The organism is Rhodococcus sp. MSC1_016, assembly GCF_023667485.2.
In the GTDB taxonomy this organism is placed as follows: Bacteria; Actinomycetota; Actinomycetes; order Mycobacteriales; family Mycobacteriaceae; genus Rhodococcus_F; species Rhodococcus_F oxybenzonivorans.
In genome coordinates this window covers 6,683,988-6,704,675 of sequence record NZ_JAMOZI020000001.1, presented here as the reverse complement: position 1 = coordinate 6,704,675, position 20,688 = coordinate 6,683,988, and the positions used below count along the sequence as shown (strand labels likewise).

General features: G+C 66.2%; 17 protein-coding genes. 9 read left to right on the top strand and 8 right to left on the bottom strand.

Features of this window, described 5'->3' with window-relative positions; genetic code table 11:
• Window positions 1-37 precede the first annotated feature (37 nt).
• Window positions 38-1,048, bottom strand: coding sequence for an aldo/keto reductase (locus tag L1080_RS31415; protein ID WP_374433511.1), 1,011 nt, complete (start codon window positions 1,046-1,048; stop codon window positions 38-40).
• A 125-nt stretch (window positions 1,049-1,173) separates the two neighbouring features.
• Here L1080_RS31415 and ilvD point away from each other — a divergent pair, with 125 nt between their 5' ends.
• A complete protein-coding gene (gene ilvD / locus L1080_RS31410) occupies window positions 1,174-2,868 on the top strand; it encodes a dihydroxy-acid dehydratase (protein ID WP_250769533.1) in 1,695 nt (564 codons plus the stop codon).
• A 68-nt stretch (window positions 2,869-2,936) separates the two neighbouring features.
• On the opposite strand, the gene L1080_RS31405 is transcribed toward ilvD, so the two are convergent.
• Both L1080_RS31405 and L1080_RS31400 read right to left on the bottom strand, forming a co-directional pair.
• Window positions 2,937-3,590: a S1 family peptidase gene (locus L1080_RS31405; RefSeq protein ID WP_250769536.1), complete on the bottom strand. Its 654-nt coding sequence runs from the start codon at window positions 3,588-3,590 to the stop codon at window positions 2,937-2,939.
• Between the two features lie 139 nt (window positions 3,591-3,729).
• Complete coding sequence (locus L1080_RS31400; protein ID WP_250769539.1) at window positions 3,730-4,437, bottom strand: DUF6319 family protein; 708 nt, start codon at window positions 4,435-4,437, stop codon at window positions 3,730-3,732.
• 151 nt (window positions 4,438-4,588) lie between these two features.
• Between L1080_RS31400 and L1080_RS31395 the strand changes: the two genes are divergently transcribed.
• A complete protein-coding gene (locus L1080_RS31395; protein WP_250769542.1) occupies window positions 4,589-5,638 on the top strand; it encodes an adenylate/guanylate cyclase domain-containing protein in 1,050 nt (349 codons plus the stop codon).
• Between the two features lie 211 nt (window positions 5,639-5,849).
• Here the strand turns inward: L1080_RS31395 and L1080_RS31390 are convergent, their stop codons facing one another.
• Window positions 5,850-6,536 (bottom strand): TetR/AcrR family transcriptional regulator, encoded by a 687-nt coding sequence (locus L1080_RS31390; RefSeq protein WP_250769545.1) that lies wholly within the window; start codon window positions 6,534-6,536, stop codon window positions 5,850-5,852.
• Window positions 6,537-6,704: 168 nt separating this feature from the next.
• On the opposite strand from L1080_RS31390, the gene L1080_RS31385 reads away from it, so the two are divergent.
• Together L1080_RS31385 and L1080_RS31380 are read left to right on the top strand one after the other, a co-directional pair.
• On the top strand, window positions 6,705-8,225 hold the full coding sequence (locus tag L1080_RS31385; RefSeq protein WP_250770094.1) for an MFS transporter: 1,521 nt from the start codon (window positions 6,705-6,707) through the stop codon (window positions 8,223-8,225).
• A 100-nt stretch (window positions 8,226-8,325) separates the two neighbouring features.
• On the top strand, window positions 8,326-9,222 hold the full coding sequence (locus tag L1080_RS31380) for an AurF N-oxygenase family protein (protein ID WP_109333487.1): 897 nt from the start codon (window positions 8,326-8,328) through the stop codon (window positions 9,220-9,222).
• A gap of 1 nt (window position 9,223) precedes the next feature.
• On the opposite strand, the gene L1080_RS31375 is transcribed toward L1080_RS31380, so the two are convergent.
• On the bottom strand, window positions 9,224-11,509 hold the full coding sequence (locus tag L1080_RS31375) for a SulP family inorganic anion transporter (RefSeq protein ID WP_250769548.1): 2,286 nt from the start codon (window positions 11,507-11,509) through the stop codon (window positions 9,224-9,226).
• A gap of 266 nt (window positions 11,510-11,775) precedes the next feature.
• Here L1080_RS31375 and L1080_RS31370 point away from each other — a divergent pair, with 266 nt between their 5' ends.
• A complete protein-coding gene (locus L1080_RS31370) occupies window positions 11,776-12,183 on the top strand; it encodes a DUF302 domain-containing protein (protein ID WP_109333491.1) in 408 nt (135 codons plus the stop codon).
• Between the two features lie 17 nt (window positions 12,184-12,200).
• Here the strand turns inward: L1080_RS31370 and L1080_RS31365 are convergent, their stop codons facing one another.
• The gene (locus L1080_RS31365; RefSeq protein ID WP_213576296.1) at window positions 12,201-12,659 is read right to left on the bottom strand and encodes a carboxymuconolactone decarboxylase family protein; all 459 of its coding nucleotides are present in this window, start codon (window positions 12,657-12,659) and stop codon (window positions 12,201-12,203) included.
• A gap of 49 nt (window positions 12,660-12,708) precedes the next feature.
• Here L1080_RS31365 and pdxR point away from each other — a divergent pair, with 49 nt between their 5' ends.
• The 3 genes from pdxR to L1080_RS31350 all read left to right on the top strand — a co-directional run bounded on the left by pdxR (window position 12,709) and on the right by L1080_RS31350 (window position 16,223).
• Window positions 12,709-14,118 carry a MocR-like pyridoxine biosynthesis transcription factor PdxR gene (gene pdxR, locus L1080_RS31360; protein WP_250769551.1) on the top strand — a complete coding sequence of 470 codons (1,410 nt, stop codon included), beginning with the start codon at window positions 12,709-12,711 and terminating at the stop codon, window positions 14,116-14,118.
• Between the two features lie 226 nt (window positions 14,119-14,344).
• Window positions 14,345-14,881, top strand: coding sequence for an OsmC family protein (locus L1080_RS31355; protein WP_159923938.1), 537 nt, complete (start codon window positions 14,345-14,347; stop codon window positions 14,879-14,881).
• Between the two features lie 40 nt (window positions 14,882-14,921).
• The gene (locus tag L1080_RS31350; RefSeq protein ID WP_159923936.1) at window positions 14,922-16,223 is read left to right on the top strand and encodes a bifunctional o-acetylhomoserine/o-acetylserine sulfhydrylase; all 1,302 of its coding nucleotides are present in this window, start codon (window positions 14,922-14,924) and stop codon (window positions 16,221-16,223) included.
• A 75-nt stretch (window positions 16,224-16,298) separates the two neighbouring features.
• On the opposite strand, the gene L1080_RS31345 is transcribed toward L1080_RS31350, so the two are convergent.
• On the bottom strand, window positions 16,299-18,596 hold the full coding sequence (locus tag L1080_RS31345) for a serine/threonine-protein kinase (RefSeq protein ID WP_284707784.1): 2,298 nt from the start codon (window positions 18,594-18,596) through the stop codon (window positions 16,299-16,301).
• A gap of 90 nt (window positions 18,597-18,686) precedes the next feature.
• Window positions 18,687-19,382: a TetR/AcrR family transcriptional regulator gene (locus L1080_RS31340; RefSeq protein ID WP_250769554.1), complete on the bottom strand. Its 696-nt coding sequence runs from the start codon at window positions 19,380-19,382 to the stop codon at window positions 18,687-18,689.
• A gap of 95 nt (window positions 19,383-19,477) precedes the next feature.
• Here L1080_RS31340 and L1080_RS31335 point away from each other — a divergent pair, with 95 nt between their 5' ends.
• On the top strand, window positions 19,478-20,662 hold the full coding sequence (locus L1080_RS31335) for a lipid-transfer protein (protein WP_159923932.1): 1,185 nt from the start codon (window positions 19,478-19,480) through the stop codon (window positions 20,660-20,662).
• Window positions 20,663-20,688: the final 26 nt, after the last annotated feature.

The window sequence follows — 20,688 nt, the reverse complement described above, 5'->3', positions numbered from 1 at the left end:
CAAACTACTCCCCGGCGACCGCTACCCGCCGGTTGCGCTACTCCCGCCCGAAGGACACCCACTGGGGATCGGCCGAGCGGGGGCCGACCGTGAGATCGGCGAGCAGGTCGAGACGGGCGATCTGGTCGTCGGTGAGCGTCAGCGCGAGCGCACCGGCATTCTCGGTGACGCGGGCAGCGAACCGGGTCCCGGGAATGGACACCGTCGGCAGCCCGAATGCGCGTCCTTTCGCGTCGAGCCACGCCAACGACACCTGGGCGGGGGTCGCGTCGAGTTCCGCGGCCACCTCGCGAACGACGTCGAGCACCTTCGAGTTCGCGGTCAGTGCGTCGTCACCGAAGCGCGGGAAGCGCCGGCGCAGGTCGTGGTCGCCCAGGGCGGCCGGGTCGTAGGTGCCGGTGAGGAAGCCGCGGCCGACCGGCGAGTACGGGACGAATCCGATGCCGAGCTCGGCCGCCGCCGGGACGACATGCCGTTCCACGTCGCGGCTCCAGATACTCCACTCGCTCTGGATCGCGGCGATGGGATGCACTCCCGACGCTCGCCGCAGTTCGTCCCCGGTGGCCTCCGACAGTCCGATGTGCAGGACCTTGCCTGCGGCGACCTGCTCGGCGATAGCCCCGACGGTCTCCTCGATCGGCACGGTCGGGTCGACGCGGTGCAGGTAGTAGAGGTCGACGTGGTCGACACCGAGCCGGGCCAGCGAAGCCTCGAGCGCCTGCGCCACGTACTCGGGCTTGCCGTTGATACCGCGCTGACCGTTCGCGATGTTGCCCACGAGACCGAACTTGGTGGCCAGCTGCACTTCGTCGCGGCGTTCCTTCAGGACCTTGCCCACCGCCACCTCACTGGCACCTCCGCCGTACACGTCGGCCGTATCGATGAACGTCACGCCGATGTCGATTGCATGGTGCAGAGTCGCGAGGGCGTCACCGGGATCCACGGGTCCGTACACCGGGGCGACGGACATGGCGCCATATCCCTGCGCACTCACGGTCAGCCCTTCGGACAATTGCACGGTGGGGAGGGAGTTACTCATGCCGACCATCTTTACCGACTGGGCAGCACCGTGCACCGTCTGGAATCGCACTGATCGATATGCGGATCGGGTGGCTCCGGCCTGCCACGGGATTCGGGCGACCGGGCTGTCGGCGCGCGCCTAGGCTGTGACTCATGACAATCTCGGATCCGAAACCCCGCAGCCGCGACGTCACCGACGGACTGGAGAAGACCGCAGCCCGCGGAATGCTCCGCGCGGTGGGCATGGGCGACGACGACTGGGGGAAATCGCAGATCGGCGTCGCATCGTCGTGGAACGAAATCACCCCCTGCAACCTCTCGCTCGACCGCCTCGCGAAGTCGGTGAAGGACGGGGTTCATTCCGGCGGTGGATACCCGCTCGAGTTCGGCACCATCTCCGTCTCCGACGGGATCTCCATGGGACACGAAGGCATGCACTTCTCCTTGGTGTCGCGTGAGGTGATCGCCGACAGCGTCGAAACGGTGATGCAGGCCGAGCGCCTCGACGGTTCGGTCCTTCTCGCCGGGTGCGACAAATCGCTGCCCGGGATGCTGATGGCCGCCGCCCGGCTCGACCTGGCCAGCGTCTTCCTCTACGCCGGCTCCATCCTGCCCGGTATCGCGAAACTGTCCGACGGCAGCGAGAGACAAGTCACCATCATCGACGCGTTCGAAGCGGTCGGCGCCTGCTCCCGCGGACTGATGAGTCGTGAGGATGTCGACACCATCGAGCGCGCCATCTGTCCCGGCGAAGGTGCCTGCGGCGGAATGTATACCGCCAACACCATGGCCAGTGCCGCCGAAGCACTGGGTATGTCCCTTCCCGGCAGCGCCGCTCCCCCGGCGACCGACCGCCGTCGGGACGGATTCGCCCGGCGCAGCGGCGAAGCGGTGGTCGAACTGCTTCGCCGGGGCATCACCACCAGCGACATCCTCACCAAAGAGGCATTCGAGAACGCGATCGCCGTCGTCATGGCGTTCGGTGGATCCACCAACGCCGTCCTGCACCTTCTCGCCATCGCTCACGAAGCCGGGGTCGATCTGACCCTCGACGACTTCAGTCGGGTCGGAGCACGTGTCCCGCACCTGGCGGATGTCAAACCCTTCGGCTCGCACGTCATGACGGATGTCGACCACATCGGCGGTGTTCCCGTCGTCATGAAGGCGCTCCTCGACGCCGGACTTCTTCACGGCGACTGCCTGACGGTCACCGGCAAGACCATGGCGGAGAACCTCGCGGACATCGCGCCTCCGGACCCGGACGGCAAGGTGCTCCGCGCGATGAATTCACCCATCCACCCGACCGGTGGCATCACGATCCTGAAGGGTTCGCTCGCACCCGGGGGTGCCGTGGTGAAGTCGGCGGGTTTCGACTCCGACGTGTTCACCGGCACCGCCCGCGTCTTCGACCGCGAGCGGGCCGCCATGGACGCCCTCGAGGACGGCACCATCACCAGCGGTGACGTGGTCGTCATCCGCTATGAGGGACCCAAGGGCGGTCCCGGGATGCGGGAGATGCTGGCCATCACCGCCGCAATCAAGGGCGCGGGCCTCGGAAAGGACGTGCTGCTCCTCACCGACGGCCGCTTCTCCGGCGGCACCACCGGCCTGTGCGTCGGCCACGTCGCACCCGAGGCAGTCGACGCGGGGCCCATCGCCTTCGTGCGCGATGGCGATCAGATTCGACTCGACGTGGGCACCGGAACCCTCGATCTGCTCGTCGACGAGGACGAGCTCACCGCCCGGAAGAACGGGTGGGAGCCGCTCCCGCCGCGCTATACCCGTGGCGTTCTGGCCAAGTACACCAAGCTGGTCGGCTCCGCTTCCGGCGGCGCTGTCTGCGGGTAGGCGCTCCGCGCCCGTGCGCCTTTTTGGTTGCTCCCACTACCAGAAAGGCGCACGAGCGCCGAAGGCGCCTAAATGGGCCGGAAGCCTGCGCCCGGACCGCCGCTCGCATTCATGTCGCCGACGATCACCGACATGTTGGTTCCGATCTCCGGGCCGATGCACGGGGCAGCCAGATACGCATTAACCATGGCAACGAGGGTGGTACCGACGACCATCGGTGCACCGGAATCGCCCTCCACCACACACGTCTGCGACCACGTCTCCTGCGTTTGCATCAGGTCGCCGTACACGATTCCGCAGGTGTTGCCGGTGGTTCGCCCTTCCTTGCATGCGACCTGCGGGAAGCTGGCCGGGGCACCGATCTGGGTGATGGTGACATTGCCGACCCGGTTGACCGGCACCACCTTCGCCCGATCGAACTGGATCACCGCGTAGTCGAGCGCCGGGTTCGACACCACGAACCTGCCCACCACTCCGGTGTCCAACGCAGCTTCGGACACCACGGTGGAACCGACATCACCACAATGGCCCGCCGTCAAACCGACCAGGCGACCGCCACTGTCATTCCCGATGGTGGTGAGCGTGCACACCAACTCGTCATTCATCACGATCCCCGACCCACCCCCGAGGACCGCCGGAGGCGCGGCCGTCGCGATACCACTGCCAAGAAAACCCAGAATTCCCACCGTGGCTGCAACAACCGCCGCGAATCGTTTCAACATTGTTCGAACCTTCCCGGAAAATGAGCCCCGACGGCCGCGTGTCTCCCCATAAGAATCCCACCCCGCCCATTGCGCGCGTGGGGGAATGCGACGGAGAATCGCGACCGCCAGCTCACTTACCGGCGCCGAGCGCCACAGCTCACTCGCCGGCGCCGAGCGCCTCCAGCGCCTTCCGGGCGTCCTCGAGTTGCCTGCTCAGCTCCTCGACCCGCGCCGCGGCGAGGTTGCGCGCCGCAACGATGATCGACTCGACGGCCTCGATCGCCGTATCCTCACCAAGTTCGCGCACGGCGCGCTCCACGGCCTCCGGCGAGACGGGGACGGCCTTACCCGGGCGTTTGGCGCCGTGCGCGACGGTGACACTCCAGTCGTTGTCCGCGCCGGCGTGGATGGTGACGCTCACGCCGGCGGGGGCTTTCTTCGTGGTCCGTTTCGCGGGCGTCGCGGCGGGTTTCGGTGCGGCAGCGACGGGCTCGGGCGCCGACACAGTGCTCGGCGCCGGAGCCTTGGCGGCGGGCGGACCGGGCTCGATCTCCTGGTGGACAGCGGGCTTTGCGGGTGCGGTCGCGGCTGCGGTCTTCGGTGCCGGAAGGCGTTTCATCATGAGCTCTTCCGCTTCGAAGGGAAGCTCGTCGTCGACACCCTTGGGCCGAATCATTACCGTATTACCCTGCACCGAAAGAGCTCTCGCCGACGCGCCTGCTTCGAGACGAAGACTCGGCATCGCCTCGCGCAGATACACGGTGGCGCGTCTGCCCTCCGCGATCGCGGCAGCGAGGGTCTCGAGATTCTCCGCTGTCAGGTGATCCGGTGTGGCGGCTGCACCGGAACGTCTACGGGGCGGCATGGCGCTGTCCTTTCTGGGGTGATCTCGCGAACGGGCTCGTGAGCCCAGCAACTCTCGCACACACCACCGACGTTTCCGCACCGGGCGGGCCCGCACAATGGCAGATTGAGGGCAGATCGAAGGCAAGGCATGCGCACGCGAGAGGACAGCAGTGGTCGCGGACACCAATGACGACGAGACGGCGACGGTTCCGGAGGTCGAGCCGAGCCTGCTCCGCGACATCCAGGCCGACCTGGAGGAGTCGCTGCTCGGTGGCCCTCGGCGATACACCCGGCTGGAGATCGCCGAGTTCGCGGGAGTGTCGGTCGAACGTGCGGACCGACTGTGGGTGTCCATGGGTTACGCAGTGGACACCGACCCACACGGGGTGATGTTCACCCAGGGAGACATCGAAGCCCTGCGCACCATCGCGTCTCTCGTCGATCGAGGGATCATCTCGCCGGACCGTGAAGTGGCGGCTGCCCGTGCGCTCGGCCAATCGATGTCCAGGCTGGCCGAGTGGCAGGTGTCGCTGATCAGCACCCACATCATCGAACAGCTCGCCGGCTCAACCGATAGTGACCCGGAAGCGATCCGGCGGCAGGTGCGCGAACTGACCGCCGACATCCTCCCCGCGGTCGAGTCGCTGCAGGCTTACGTATGGCGACGGCACATCGCATCGACGACGGGCCGCAACGTCGGCAACCCGGGCGAGGAAGTGGCTAGCCGCACTTTGGTCGTCGGCTTCGCGGATATCGTCGGGTACACCTCGCTCACCCGCCAATTGGGCGCGCGGGATCTCGCCGACCTGCTGGAACGGTTCGAGTCGGCTTCGGCGTCCGTGATCAGCGGACACCACGGCTGGGTGGTGAAAACCGTGGGCGACGAGGTGATGTTCGCGGTCGAGTCGCCAGCCGACGCCGCCGCCATCGCCTTCACTCTTCAGGAACAGGTACTCCCCGACGAGGGCGACCCGAATCTCCGGGTGGGCCTCGCGATGGGACCGGCTCTCGTACGATTCGGGGATCTCTACGGGTCCGTCGTCAACACCGCGGCGAGACTGACAAGTTCGGCACGTCCCGGCACGGTGCTGATCGACGACGAGCTCGCCGGCGCACTGGCCGACACCCCCGGCTGCTATCTCAAGCAGCTACGACCACGACGGGTCCGGGGCATACGACGGCTCGAGCAGTACGTGCTGCGACGAGACCGCGAGGGCTAATCCGCTGGTGTCAGCTTCCGAAGGGCAGGGTTCCCGGCGGAATGGAGTATCCACTGCTTCCTGCGGCTACCCCGCCCCACGCACCGAGGATCCAGTTGAGTGCTTCAGTGATCATCGAGAAAGCCCTTCCCACATCATCTTGTCGACACGACCGGCAATTGAGTGCCGGGCGCAGGTGCCACGGTAACGACGCGGTCCCGAACTGTCGACGTCACAGAGCCTGAGCTGGCGGAACCTCGGCAATCACCGGCGACGGCCGCAACGCGATCTGCGCGGCCCGCGCGGTCTCGATCTGCGCGGCCCGCGCGGCCAGAAAGTCGTCGACGATCCGTTCGCAGGCCTCCCGGCCCAGCGGGGTCAGCGTGGCGAGGCGAGTGAAGACGAGTGGGCCGACCAGTTGCGCGAGCGCGAGGTCGTAGTCGAACTCACCGAGCTGCTCGGCGGCCTCCGGTGTCCCGAAGATCCGGTCGAACGCCGCGCGGTACTGTTCCACGATCGTCTGCCTCAGCGTGCGCAGTTCCGGCTTGTCCGACTCCAGCGCCGCCGCACTGGAATAGTCCTCCAGCGCCGGGCCCATTCCCAGCCAGCACATCGCGGTGACGTGCATCGGCGCGCTCTCGATCAGGGTGGCCTGACTGACCATCAACTCGACCAGCTGGTCCCGGAGATCGCCCTCCTCGGACACGGTCGGCGCGGGTGGGATGAGTCGTCCGAATGCAGCGGCCACCAACTCTGTGCCGTTGCCGAAATGCCGGTACAGCGTGGCGCGCGCCACCTTCGCCAGTGCGGTCACGGCATCGATGGTGACGGCTTCCGTACCGCCCTTGGCGAGCAAGGTCGTCGCCGCGTCGAGAAGCCTCGCGCGGGAACGCTGCTTGCGGGGATCCTGCTCGGTCATCTGCGCCGCCGTTCTCGCCGTGGTCACCACTTGTGAACTGACAGTCTACCAACGATACTGACAGTCTCATTTCCTACCGGGAGGACCACCGTGCATCCTCGCAACGAGGCACCACAGGCACAGGCCGACCAACCGGACACGACTGGATGGACGTTCCGGCAGATATGGATGCTGACGGTTTCCTGCTGCGCGGTCGCGCTCGTCGTCGCAGCGATGGCGGCGCTGAACACGGCATTGCCGGACCTGGCACGCGACACCGGGGCCACCCAAAGTCAGCTCACCTGGATCGTCGACGGCTACACCCTGACGCTTGCGGCCCTGCTCCTGCCCGCAGGCGCGCTCGGGGATCGGTACGGCCGCCGTGAACTCCTCATGCTGGGCCTGCTCGTTTTCGGCGTCGCCACCGCGGTGCCGCTCATCAACGACGCGCCCGAGTGGATCATCGGATCGCGAGTGGCCGCGGGAGTGGGGGCGGCCTTCGTGATGCCCGCGACTCTGTCGTTGCTCACAGCGGGTTTTCCGACGTCGCAGCGCGGGCGGGCGGTGGGCATCTGGTCCGGCGTGGCCGGTTCGGGTGCCATCGCCGGAATGCTGGTGTCGGGGGCGCTGCTCGAGAAGTGGTCGTGGATGGCGATTTTCGTCAGCTTGGCGGTGGTGTCCGGGCTCATCCTGCTGGTCAGCTTCACCATCTCCTCGTCCAGGGACGCGAGCCACGCTCCGCTCGACCTGCCCGGCACCGCTTTGATCGTGACCGCCGTCGGCATGTTCGTCTTCGGCACCATCGAGGCCCCGCATCGGGGCTGGCTGGATCCTGTCGTCCTGGTTCTGCTCGTCGGCGGCCTCGTCGCCGCGGGCGCTTTCGCCTGGGTGGAACTCCGCCGAGAACATCCCCTTCTCGACGTGCGGTTGTTCGGCAATCGCGCCTTCGGGTCGGGGTCGATGTCACTGCTCCTGCAGTTTCTCGCCTCCCTCGGGCTCTTCTTCCTGGCGATCCAGTACCTGCAGTTGGTGTTGGAGTACTCGCCCCTGCAGTCCGCGCTGGCGCTCGCTCCCATTGCGGTGCCGGTCGTCATGATGTCCGCCGTCATGCCGCTGGTCGTCCCGCACGTCGGCCTCCGGCCACTCCTGGCGGCCGGCACCGCCATCCTCGGCGCGGGAATCTTCCTGCTGGTTCGCTTGGATGCGGATTCGAGTTATCTGGAGGTGTCCTTCCCCCTCATCGTCGCGGCCTTGGGCATCGGGCTGTGCACCGCACCTGCCACCGCCGCGATCGTCCAGAACACTCCCGACGCCAAGCAGGGCGTCGCCTCTGCCGTCAACGACGCCGCCCGCGAGATCGGGTCGGCCATCGGAGTGGCCCTGGCCGGCAGCATCCTCGCCACCGGCTACAGCCGGAACGTCCAGCCGGCGGTCGACGCACTTCCCGAACAAGCGAAGGAACCGGTCTCCGGCTCACTGGCTGCCGCGCTGCACGTCGCCGACATGGCGGGCCCACAGGGCGAGCAGCTGGCGACGTTCGCGCGCGACGCATTCCTGAAGGGAATGGACGAGGCCTCCGTCGTCTTGGCCGGAGTGTTGTTCGCCTCCGCGGTCCTACTCGGAGTGTGGGCGCCCGGTCGCCGACACCCGTCGGTTCGCGTCGATGCGGCCGAGCGGGACGCCGCCGAGAGGACGGCCGACATCGACTGAATGAACGTTGCCCTTGTGACCCTTGTCATTGTATCGTTCAGTATCAGTAACACGCTGTCACACTTAATTGACCGCACCGGCCACTGATCAAGGGGTAGTCATGACCGCATCGATTGTCGTCTCCGACCGCGAAGAGACCGCTCAGCGCCTGCTGGCGTCCTCGGCCCGCAAGTCCTACGACCCGATGGTGGAGGTCGACTGGGAAGCACCCATTCCCGACGACAAGTTCGGGCTCACGCCCGAGTGGAGCACCCTGTACGGCACCGCGCTGTGGGACGAGATGACCGACGCGCAGAAAATCGAGCTCACCAAGCACGAGGCGGCGAGCGTCTCGAGCGTCGGGTTGTGGTTCGAGATCCTGTTGATGCAGATGCTGCTCCGCGACGTGTACGGGCGCGACAAGCACTCCCGGCACGTCCAGTTCGCTCTCACCGAGGTGGCCGACGAGTGCCGCCACTCGGTGATGTTCGCCCGCGCCGGCGAACGCCTCGACATGCCGAGTTACGGCCCGCACCCCGTGATCCACAAGCTCGGACGTATCTGGGGTGGCTTCTTCAAGGGCGCCAATGCGTACGCCAGCGTGATGGCCGCCGAGGAGATTCTCGACATGATGCAGCGCGACTTCATGAAGGACGAGCGGGTCCAGCCCGTCACTCGGACGGTGAGCAAGATCCACGTCCTCGAGGAAGCCCGGCACATCCGCTTCGCCCGTGAGGAAGTCGGACGACGCATCGAGGGCGCCAGCTGGGCACGACTGCAGCTGGAGCGCCTCAACACGGCCGTCGTCGTCTACTTCGTCATGAAGAGCATGATCCGCAAAGAGGTGTACTCGAATGCCGGCCTCGATCCGGAGCGCGCCATCGCCGAGGCCAAGCGGAACCAGCACTACAAGGACACCGTCCGCACGTCCGGTTCCAAGCTGATGCAGTTCCTCGACAGCGTCGGCCTCGTCGGCGGCCCGTCCAAGCGGCTGTACAAGAAGGTCCATCTGCTCTGAGTCAGCTGGGCGCAGTGTCCAGATAGGACACACCGGTCGAGGTGATTTCGAGTACGCGTGCCGAAGGGATGTCGAAGAACATTCCCGCCACGCGCACTCGTCCCTCGGCCGCTGCTGCGCCGACCACCGGATGCCGCTGCAGGGTCTGTAGCTGTACCGCGACGTTGACCATTCCCAACCGGTCCACTTCGTCGAAGCCGAGCTCCTCAGCCGCACGTGCCACCGGATGACCACTGAGGAACGCCTTGTGACTCGGCTGCGCGAACGTCAGCCACTGCTCGACGGGCCCCTGCTCGGTGAGGGAGTGATCGTCTCGCTGTCCTCCCTGCCCGAGTACGGCTTTCATGGCGCCGCACCCCGAGTGGCCGCACACGATGACGGAGCTGACGTTCAGTTCCTCCAATGCGAACGTCAGCCCGGCTTCGACCGACACGTCCTGTCGGCCCACCGGGACGAGATTGCCGACATTTCGCACCGTGAAGAGATCGCCCGGACCGCTGCTGGTGATCACGTTGGGCACGATGCGGGAATCGGAACAGGTGAGGAACAGCGAATCGGGGCTCTGGCCGTCCTTCAGGTCGTCGAGGTGCGACTGTAGGTGCGCGGCGTTGCGCCGGTGGTATTCGGCCACTCCCGCCAGCAGTGGGCGCAGGGCGGCCGGCGTGGAGTCGTCTGCCCGAGAGTGCCGCGGCTGCCAGCTTTTCCAGGGGGCAAACCTCCGGGCGCTCGCCACTCCGACCCCGCGCTGTGGAGGCGCGTCACCGACGGAGTCCATGTCGACGGTGCCGAGAGCGTCGATCACCACAATTCCACCCGACCGCTCATGGTGCCGCTTCCACTCGTCGATCGCCTCGAACATGGCGTGGTCCAGAAAGTCGACAGCCAGTTCCACGGTGACGTGCGCACCGTCGGGCACCTTCGCGAGCAGCCCGGTCAATGCGGGCATGGACAGGAAGCTGCATGACCCCTCGACGGTCACGCGCCACCGGCCGGAGCCCTCGGATTCGGAACCACCGATGGGCTCGGCACGCATCCTCGGGTGGATGACCCGCCACAGCAGCAGGATCACGGCGAGAGCCAGGCCGAGGAGCACTCCCTCGAGCAGGTTGAGGAAGACGACACCCGCCACGGTGACCCCGTACACCCAGAGGTCGCCGGTGCGCCGGGCCGTGCGCAGGTCGGCGAGCTTGACGAGCTGGATACCGATCACGATGAGCAGTCCGGCGAGCGCTGCCATCGGGATCTGCTGGACCAGCGCGGTCAGCAGCGCGGCGAAGACGAGAATCCACACTCCGTGCAGTACCGCGGACGCCCGGGTTCGGGCACCCGCCCCGACGTTGGTGGAACTCCGCACGATCACACCGGTGACCGGCAGTCCGCCGATCAGCCCCGAGACCATGTTGGCCGATCCCTGGCCGACGAGTTCCCGGTTGAATTCGGTTCTTTCGCCGCCGTGCATCTTGTCCACCGCGACTGCGGAGAGCAGGCTCTCGACGCTGGCGATCAGCGCCACCGTGAGCACACCGGTTGCCACCGCCAGCCATGGGCCTTGCGGCATCGCAGGTAGCGACAGCGCGTCGAACAGCGAGCCGTCCAACGTGATTCGATCGACGTCGAGCGGAAGAACCAGTGAGGCAAGGGTGGCCACCGCTACCGCGACGAGCGGTCCGGGGAGCATGCCGAACTTGGGTGGCACCCTCTTCCACAGCAACAGGATGGCGATCACGGCCGATCCGATGAGAACCTCGCCGTATCGTGCGGATGCGAGCTGAGACGGAAGCTGCGTGATGTTGGCCCACGTCGAGCTGTGTGATCCACCTCCGAGTAGAACGTGAATCTGCTGAAACGCGATGGTGATTCCGATCCCGGCCAGCATTGCATGGACCACGACGGGGGCGATCGCCAAGGCAGCTCGCGCAATTCGACTGAGCCCGAAGATGATCTGCAGGAATCCGGCCGCGACGGTGATGGCACAGGTGGCGCGCCAACCGAAGGTGCCCACCAATTCTGCTACTACGACGGTCAATCCGGCCGCCGGACCGCTGACCTGAAGGGGTGATCCGCCGATCGACCCGGCCACCACGCCGCCGACGATCGCGGCGATGAGGCCAGCCATGACCGGGGCATCGGATGCGATGGCGATTCCGAGCGACAGCGGCAGGGCTACGAGGAAGACGACGAGCGAGGCCGGCACGTCGTACCGGGCGTTGCGTCGCAACCTCTCACCGAGGGTCGGTCCGGGGACGGCAGCGGATGGGGGCGCTTTCTCATTCTCGAGGATCGACATGTCGACACCTTACGGTGACGACCGGGCGAAACGCCCGAATCGGATGTCATCCTGTGGCATGTGTCACCGACACTGAAGGTTTCGTGCGAACACAACGAAAACAACTGGACAACAGGCATATACATCGGGACCCTGTCGTCCTGCCCTCCGGCCGAGGCCGGACGTTCGCTCCGCCCACAACGTCTCACGGCACCTCGCGCACCATATGCTTCGCCGACCGCGCGGGGTATCGTGGGAGAGGAAAGCAGCCCCGAGGGAGCACCATCATGAAGCTCGCACTGTCGACGACTTTGCACACCTCGTTCGATGACGCCGTCGAGCGCACCCGCCAGGCTCTGGCCGAGCAGGGCTTCGGAGTGCTCACCGAGATCGATATGAAAGCCACCCTGAAGGCGAAGCTCGGTGAGGATATGGAGGACTATTTGATCCTCGGAGCCTGTAATCCGCCGCTCGCGCACCGCGCGGTCGACGTGAACCGGCAGATCGGCTTGCTCCTGCCCTGCAACGTGGTGGTGCGCGCCGATACGTCCGCCGAGAACACGATCATCATCGACGCGATGAATCCGGCGCTGATGGTGTCCGTGGCCGAGGAGCAGGGCCTCTGCGAGGTCGCAGACGAGGCCACCACCAAGCTGCAGGCAGCCATCGACGCCCTCACCGCGCAGAACGCCTGACCACGCCGCCGCCGAAGTCAGCGCACCTTCGGCGTCTTCCTCGTGCTCACAGCGATCCGATTCCAGGCATTGATCGTGAGAATCAGGGAGATGAGCTGAGCCAGCTCGGCCTCGTCGAAATGCTCCTCGGCCTGTTCATACACCGAGTCAGGGACGAATCCGTCGGTCAACACCGTGATCGACTCGGCCAAGGCGAACGCCGCCCGCTCCTTCTCGGTGTACAGGCCGTGCGCCTCCTCCCAGGCGTTGAGGAGAAACAGCTTCTGTTCACTCACCCCGATCTTCCTGGCGTCGGCAGTGTGCATGTCGATGCACCACGCGCAGTGGTTGATCTGGGAACACCGGGTGAGTACCAGCTCGACCAGCTCGGGGTCGAGTCCCTGACGAGCCGCGGCGTCGAGGGCGATCATTGCCTTGTATACGGCGGGCGCCTTCTTCGCGATGTCGACCCGCGTCTTACGTTCCGTTGTGGTCATACGACAAGACTATGCGGCCAGTAGCCCAGATTCGTGGTTCAATCCGGTCATGGAAAGCTGGGCCAATTCGGGCGTGGGACGGGATCTCCACCTCGACATGGCGTCCTCCTCCGGCACTCCGTCGACCACGCCACGCGCCGACCTGGTCGCGGCGCTGCGCACGGCCATCCGTTCGGGCCGACTCCTACCCGGCACCGTCCTGCCACCGTCGCGCACCCTGGCGGCCGACCTCGGTCTCGCACGCAACACGGTGGCAGGCGCGTACGCCGAGCTCGTCGCCGAAGGCTGGCTCACCGCACGCCAGGGTTCGGGCACCCGGGTGGCGGACCGCGCCCGGGAGCCGCAGCAAACCCCCCGCATGCGTCGGGGCGTCCCGCCTCCACCACCGATGAGTCTGATGCCCGGCTCCCCCGATGTCGCAGAGTTCCCGCGAACCGCCTGGACAACCGCGGCACGACGCGCCCTGACGGCGGCACCCCATGACGCGTTCGGCCCCGGCGACCCACGGGGACGGATCGAATTACGCCGCGCCGTAGCCGAATACGTCACCCGCACGCGAGGCGTCCGCGCCGACCCGGAGTCGGTTGTGGTGAGCGCGAGTTCCGGACACGGATTGTGGCTGCTCGCCCGTGCTCTCGGCGGCCCGATCGGAGTGGAGAGTTACGGGCTACATCTGCACCGCGCACTCCTCGGTGATGCCGGGGTGGCCACCGTTCCGTTGGAACTCGACGATCGGGGCGCGCACCCGCCCGATGTGACAGGCCACTCTCTCACCGCGGCACTCGTCACGCCGGCGCACCAGTTCCCGACCGGTGGCCCGCTTCACCCCAGTCGGAGAACCGCTTTCGTGGACTGGGCGAGCAGTACCGGCGCGGTGGTGATCGAAGACGATTACGACGGCGAATTCCGCTACGACCGACAGCCCGTCGGTGCGCTCCAAGGTCTGGCGCCCGAACACGTGGTGTATCTCGGCACCGTGAGCAAAAGCCTGTCTCCCGCGGTGCGCGTGGGCTGGATGGTGCTCCCCGATCGGCTGATCGACGATGTGCTCGCGGTCAAGGGCGACTACGAAAGGTGGGTCAGCGCTACAGAACAGCTCACCCTCGCCGAATTCATCGGGTGCGGCGGGCTCGATCGGCACGTCCGTCGGATGCGCACCCTGTACCGCCGACGCCGCGACACCCTGGTTGCCACCCTCGCCGCCCGCGCACCGCACGTGCACGTCGCCGGCATCGCGGCCGGATTGCACGTCGTACTCGAACTTCCAGCAGGAACGGAGGAGGCCACGAGGGCACGCGCCGAGGCGCTGGGTCTGGCCGTCATCGGTCTGCGCACGTTCCGCCATCCGGATGCCGAAGACGATCGGCCGGACGGTCTCGTCGTCGGCTACAGCACACCGTCGTCCGCGCGCTTCACCGCCACACTCGACGCGCTGTGCCGTGCGCTGCCCACCCGTTGAGCGCATTTCCTATAGGACTAGTCGGAATGCGTGTCTTCCGGTTACAGTCTGTTCCGTGACCGACTTCCGCGCGATCGATTCCGGCGAGCTGCTGACGCGGCGCCGCCATGTCGATTTCGCATTGGTGTGTACCTCAGGGTGTCCGAGTCTCTGATCGGACTCATCCCGGCGTGACGTTTTCCCTCCGCCGGGCCAATCCCGTACACCCTCCGTTCGAAGGATCGCCATGTCTGCCACCGATACCGCGTCACTGTCACACCTGTCGTCCGTCATCGCCGCCACCTCCGACGCCGTTTCCCAGAATCCCGCCAACGCCCAGGTCGTCTTCCGCGCGTCCGCCCAGGCGCACGACGCTGTGGCCAGCACTGTCACTCTCGGCAAGTACCGCGTCGAGGTGGACGAACCGCCCGCGCTCGGTGGTGACAACGCCGCCGCCAACCCTGTCGAGTACTACCTCGCGTCGCTGCTGTCCTGCCAGGTGGTGACCTACCGCTTCTGGGCCGACAAGCTCGGAATCCGAGTGGACGACATCTCCGCCCGGGCCGAGGGAGATCTCGACGTGCGCGGGTTCTTCGGCTTCGACGAGTCGGTCCGTGCCGGGTTCGGCGAAGTGCGCGTCGTCGTGACACTGACCGGCCCCGACTCGCGGGAGCGCTACCGCGAGCTGCAGGAAGCGGTGGATGCACACTGCCCCGTCCTCGACCTCACCCGCAACCAGACCCCGGTCCACACCGTGGTCGAAACACTTACCAGCGAAAACTGATTCACCACTTCCACCTCACCGAATTCGGAGTACATCACTCGTGACCGAGAACATCGACCCCAGCATCAACTGGTCGTTCGAGACAAAGCAGATCCACGCCGGGCAGACGTCCGACGCCACCACGAAGGCGCGGGCACTGCCGATCTACCAGACCACCTCGTACACCTTCGACAACACCGATCATGCTGCCGCACTGTTCGGTCTGGCCGAGCCGGGAAACATCTACACCCGCATCATGAACCCCACCCAGGACGCCGTCGAGCAGCGCATCGCCGCACTCGAGGGGGGCGTCGCCGCGCTGCTGCTCTCGTCCGGACAGGCGGCGGAGACCTTCGCGATCCTCAACCTCGCCGAGGCCGGCGACCACATCGTCTCCAGCCCATACCTCTACGGCGGCACCTACAACCTCTTCCACTACACGTTGCCCAAGCTGGGCATCGAGGTGTCGTTCGTCGAGAATCCCGACGACCTCGAGCAGTGGGCGTCGGCCGTCCGGCCGAACACCAGGGCGTTCTACGGCGAGACCATCGCCAACCCCAAGAATCACATCCTCGATCTGCCCGGGATCTCGAAGGTCGCGCACGACAACGGCCTTCCCCTGATCGTCGACAACACGGTGGCCACACCGTACCTGCTCCAGCCGTTGAAGCACGGAGCCGACATCGTGGTGCATTCGGCCACCAAGTACCTCGGCGGGCACGGCACGGCGATCGCCGGTGTGATCGTCGACGGCGGCACCTTCGACTGGACCCAGGGCAGGCACCCGAACTTCACCACCCCCGACCCCAGTTACCACGGGGTCGTCTTCGCCGATCTGGGTGCTCCCGCATTTGCACTGAAGGCGCGCGTGCAGTTGCTGCGCGACCTCGGTTCCGCGGTGGCCCCGTTCAACGCGTTCCTCATCGCTCAGGGCATCGAAACGCTGAGCCTGCGTCTCGAACGGCATGTGGCCAACGCCCAGAAGGTCGCCGAATACCTCGAAGCCCGCAGCGAGGTGACGACGGTGGCCTACGCCGGTCTCGCGTCTTCACCCTGGCACGAGCGCGCACAGCAGCTGACCCCCAAGGGAGCCGGCGCCATCGTGACGTTCGAACTCGCCGGGGGCGTCGACGCCGGTAAGAAATTCGTCAATGCGCTGACCCTGCACAGCCATGTCGCCAACATCGGTGACGTGCGCTCCCTGGTGATCCATCCCGCGTCCACCACCCATTCGCAGTTGACTCCGGAGGAGCAGCTCGCCGCCGGGGTCACGCCCGGGCTGGTCCGCCTGGCCGTGGGCATCGAAGGGATCGACGACATCCTCGCCGACCTCGACGCCGGGTTTGCCGCAGCGAGCGTCTGATTCGGAAGACGAGAGGGTGCGGGGCGCTCGGCCCCGCACCCTCTCGCGTCGGATCATCCGCGCTCCTACGGACGCTCACTCATGCCGAGGTACGCCCGACACCACGCGGGAAAGTGCGTGTAAGTCTTCTGTCAGCAGGCGGAACAGCCAGTACGCCGCGACGAACGCGAAGACACTTCCGACGCACAGCACACGTAGCGCGACCACCACGTGCGGTAGGTCTTCCGGGGGAATGAACGTTGCACCCGCGACACCGAGCAACGGCACCGCGGCGGCCGCGGCCAGGAAGAACATGCTGCGCCGACCCAGCCGGTGCAGCATGCGGGCGTCGGCAGTACTGATCTCCCCGTGCGGCAGGAAGACCGGGTACAGGCAGCGGACGGCATAGAAGTTGACGAAGAAGAACGGATAGACAACGGCGATGGCGCCGCAGACCAGTTGCGCGGCCGTGAAGTGGACGACCGTGTTCCACGGCACCTCACTTCCACTGATCTGCAGCGTGGCCGGGACGATGATGCCGGTCACCGCCCACAGTCCGAGACACAGTAGGGCGCATCGCTGTCCGAGCAGCAGGGTGTCTTTGCGGGCGCGGGCGAGGTGGCCGCCGTCATACGCCTTTCCCTTCCGCAGCCCACCGGCCACCGTGGTCAGATACAGCGTCATCGAGACCGTGCCCACCACCCCGATCACAAATGCCGTGACGTAGTCGATTCGGGTGATGCGCTCGAAACTGTTCTGCGCGGCGGGCGGTAGCTTACTGATGATCAGCGTGGTGTTGTGTTGATAGCTGTACAGAATTGCCAGGAGATTCGGTACGGCGATGGCGAGGAACATGATCGGGTGCGTCCACCGTCGCATCCGCAACCGCCAACTTCCCGGTGGTGGATCGACGAGATCGCGGGCGTGGGCATCGAGACACACGTCGAACTGTTGCGACATTTCGGCGCCGGTGGAGAACCGATCCGCCGGCTCGGGCTCGAGCGACTTCAGCAGCACTCGCCGCAGCGCGCTCGGGCAGTCGGCCGGCAGGTCCGCGATCGCGGGTTCGTGACGGCCGCGGCGTCGTTCGAGCATCGCGTCGAGGGTGGTGCGATCTCCGGGCGGGTGCGTTGCCGGTTCCGCGTCGGTGTCACCGGACGGTGTGTCGTCGAAAGGTTTTCTTCCGGTGAGCAGTTCCCACAGCACGACGGCAAGCGAGTACAAATCGCTTCGGGTGTCGAGGTCTGCCGCGGTCCCCGGCCGATCCGGGTGGATCGCCTCGAGCTGCTCCGGCGACATGTACGCGAGTGAACCACCGAAGTACGCGACCGGACTGGTTCCGGGAAGGGTCTCGCTGAAGCTGATGTTGAAATCGGCCAGCTTGGGGACGCCCTCTGCCGTCAGCAGCACGTTGGCGGGCTTGATGTCGCGGTGTAGAACACCGTGTGTGCCGGCGTAGTCGAGGGCCTCGGCCAATCGGCGGCCGAGCCACGCCACGGTCTCCGGCCACGACAGGCCTGCGACTTCCTCACGTACCCGGGATTCACTGGGCCGTATCTCGCCCTTGCTGACCAACTCCCGATCGACTGCCTCCAGCAGCAGAAGTCCGGTACGCAGGCCGGGCGCCGTCTCGCGCACTCGCGCGACCACCCCGAGCAACGTGCCACCCGGCACATACTGCATGTACAGCAATCGCAGCATTCGATCCGCGAGGAGGCGCTGATCGAAGACCCGGACGATGTAGTCGTGATCGAACTGGGCGAGGGTTTGCGGCTCGGTTCCGTGGTCCTCGGAAATCTTCACCGCGACCAGTCGTTGCATCGACCGCTGACGGGCGAGGAAGACCCGGGCAAACGCTCCCCGCCCCAGGACCGTCATCAAGTCGAAGTCGTCGACCCGCTGCCCGACGTCGAGATCGCCGAGTTCCGTACTCCTCGGCGGCGGCGCCGCGGAGGTGTGTTCGAGGTGGTGAATCGAGGTGCTGTGGTACTCGCCGGTGCTCAGCAATTTTTCGAGTTCGTCGGCCTGCGCCGGGAACGTCCGCGTGTATTCCGAGGCGTCGACCGGCTGACCGCTCCGCCGGCGTAGATGGAATTCCTCGTAGATCAAGTCTGGCGGTAACGGCCACCTGCCGAGCTCGGGAAGCTCGTCGCGGTACTCGGCCAGCCGCTTCGGGTGGTCGCCGCGGAGCCACCGCTTTTCCAGGTCGACCTTGATCAACTCGATCAGCGACACCCTGCGCAGCGCCGGATCGGCGGGCAGGTAATCGGTGAGGTCCGGAGCGGAGCCGGACGACTCCCACGCTGCCGCGAATCGCCCGACGATGTCTCCCACCGCCGTCGACTGTGGCGGCGGGCCGCTGGACACCGTCGCTTCCGGGGTCGGTCGGACCAAGCGCGTCACAAGCTTCTCGGACGCTAGCGGTCGTTCCGTGAACCTCGCCCGGAGAACATGCAGACCATCGTAGCCCGACGATCCCCCGTGCTACTGCAGTTCGGATACGGGGGTGGTGAGGTCGATGTGGACGCCGATGCCCTGCAAATTTCCCTGCAGCACCTGCCAGATCGAGACCTCGAGGAACTGCGCCACCGCGTCACTGCCCAGTGTCGACTGCGGATTGCTCAGCCATCGGTTGACGCTCGCATCCACCAGTCCCACCAATCCGAAGGCCAGCGGCTCCGCAAGATCTGCGTTGTCTGCCACCTTCTCCAGCACGGCCGCCAGCAGGCCGGCGAGCTGGAGTGCGATGGCAGTCTTCGTCCCGGTCACGACACGCGAACCGGTAGTGCGCCTGCTCGGCGACCCGGTGCCGAGGAATTGGTGCAGACGGGGGAATTCGACGATCCACGCCAGGTACGTCTCCACGGCCCGCGCGATGGCTTCACCTACCGTCCCCTCCGGGGTCAGCGTCGGCGCGAGGTCTGCCATCAGACGTTCGATGATGCGTCCGCGGAGCTGCTCGTCGAGGTCGCCCCGGTCGGTGAAGATGCGGTAGACCACCGATCGTGGGACGTCGGCGCGTTGCGCGATCTGCTGCACCCCGACGTCGGGGCCGTCCTCGTTGATGGCCTCCATCGCGGCATCGAGAATCCGGCTTCGGCGTTCCGCCTTGTGATCCTCCCAGCGGGTGGCGCGACCGTCCCCGGTGGGCGAGGTGGCGGTGTCGACTTTGTCCGGCATCCGCCATACGTTACTCACCACGTAGTTGACTGGACAGCACGTCTCACATACTTTTGGTGGACAGCGTGTCACACACACATTTCTCAGGAGCCGCAATGGGTAACAGGGTGTTCGTGGTCGGAGTCGGGATGACAAAGTTCGAGAAGCCCGGCGCACGCGAATGGGACTATCCGGACATGGCGCGGGAGGCCGGCGGCAAGGCGCTGGCCGATGCCGGAATCGACTATCCGCTGGTCGAGCAGGCGTACGTGGGGTATGTGTACGGCGAGTCGACGTCGGGGCAGCGCGCCGTCTACGAACTCGGCCTCACCGGCATCCCGATCATCAACGTCAACAACAACTGTTCGACGGGGTCGACCGCCCTGTTCCTCGCCACGTCGGCGGTCCGGAGCGGCCAGGTCGACTGCGCACTGGCACTCGGCTTCGAGAAGATGCAGGCCGGTTCGCTCGGGTCCACGTACGACGATCGCGAACAGCCGATGATGCGCCACCTCCTCGCGCTCGCGGAACTGCAGGAGTTCGCGATGCCGCCCGCGCCGTACATGTTCGGTGCAGCCGGTAAGGAGCACATGGAGCGATACGGCACTACCGCGGAACAGTTCGCCAGAATCGGCGTCAAGAACCACCGCCACTCACAGAACAACCCCTACGCCCAGTTCCAGGACGAGTACACACTCGACCAGATCCTCGATTCCAAGCAGATCTACGGTCCCCTCACCAAGTTGCAATGCTCCCCGACGTCCGACGGCTCCGGCGCCGTGATCGTGGCCAGTGAAGACTTCGTCGAGAAGCACGACCTTGCCGGTCAGGCAGTCGAGATCGTCGGGCAATCGATGGTGACCGATCTCCCCAGCACGTTCGAGGACAGGAGTGCGATCAGCCTGGTCGGTGCAGACATGACCCGCACAGCCGCCGCTCGCGTCTACGAGCAGTCCGGGATCGGTCCCGAAGACATCGACGTCATCGAACTGCACGACTGCTTCTCCACCAACGAATTGCTCACCTACGAGGCGCTCGGTCTCTGTGCCGAGGGCGAGGGCGGCAAACTCGTCGACAACGACGACACCACGTATGGCGGACGCTGGGTGGTCAACCCGTCCGGCGGTCTGATTTCCAAGGGACACCCACTGGGCGCCACCGGACTCGCCCAATGCAGCGAACTCACCTGGCAGCTCAGGGGAACCGCAGACGCACGGCAGGTAGACGGCGCGAGCGTCGCCCTCCAGCACAACATCGGCCTCGGGGGCGCAGTAGTCGTCACCGCGTACCGCGCTCTCTGACATCTTTCCCACCCACCTCGAACACA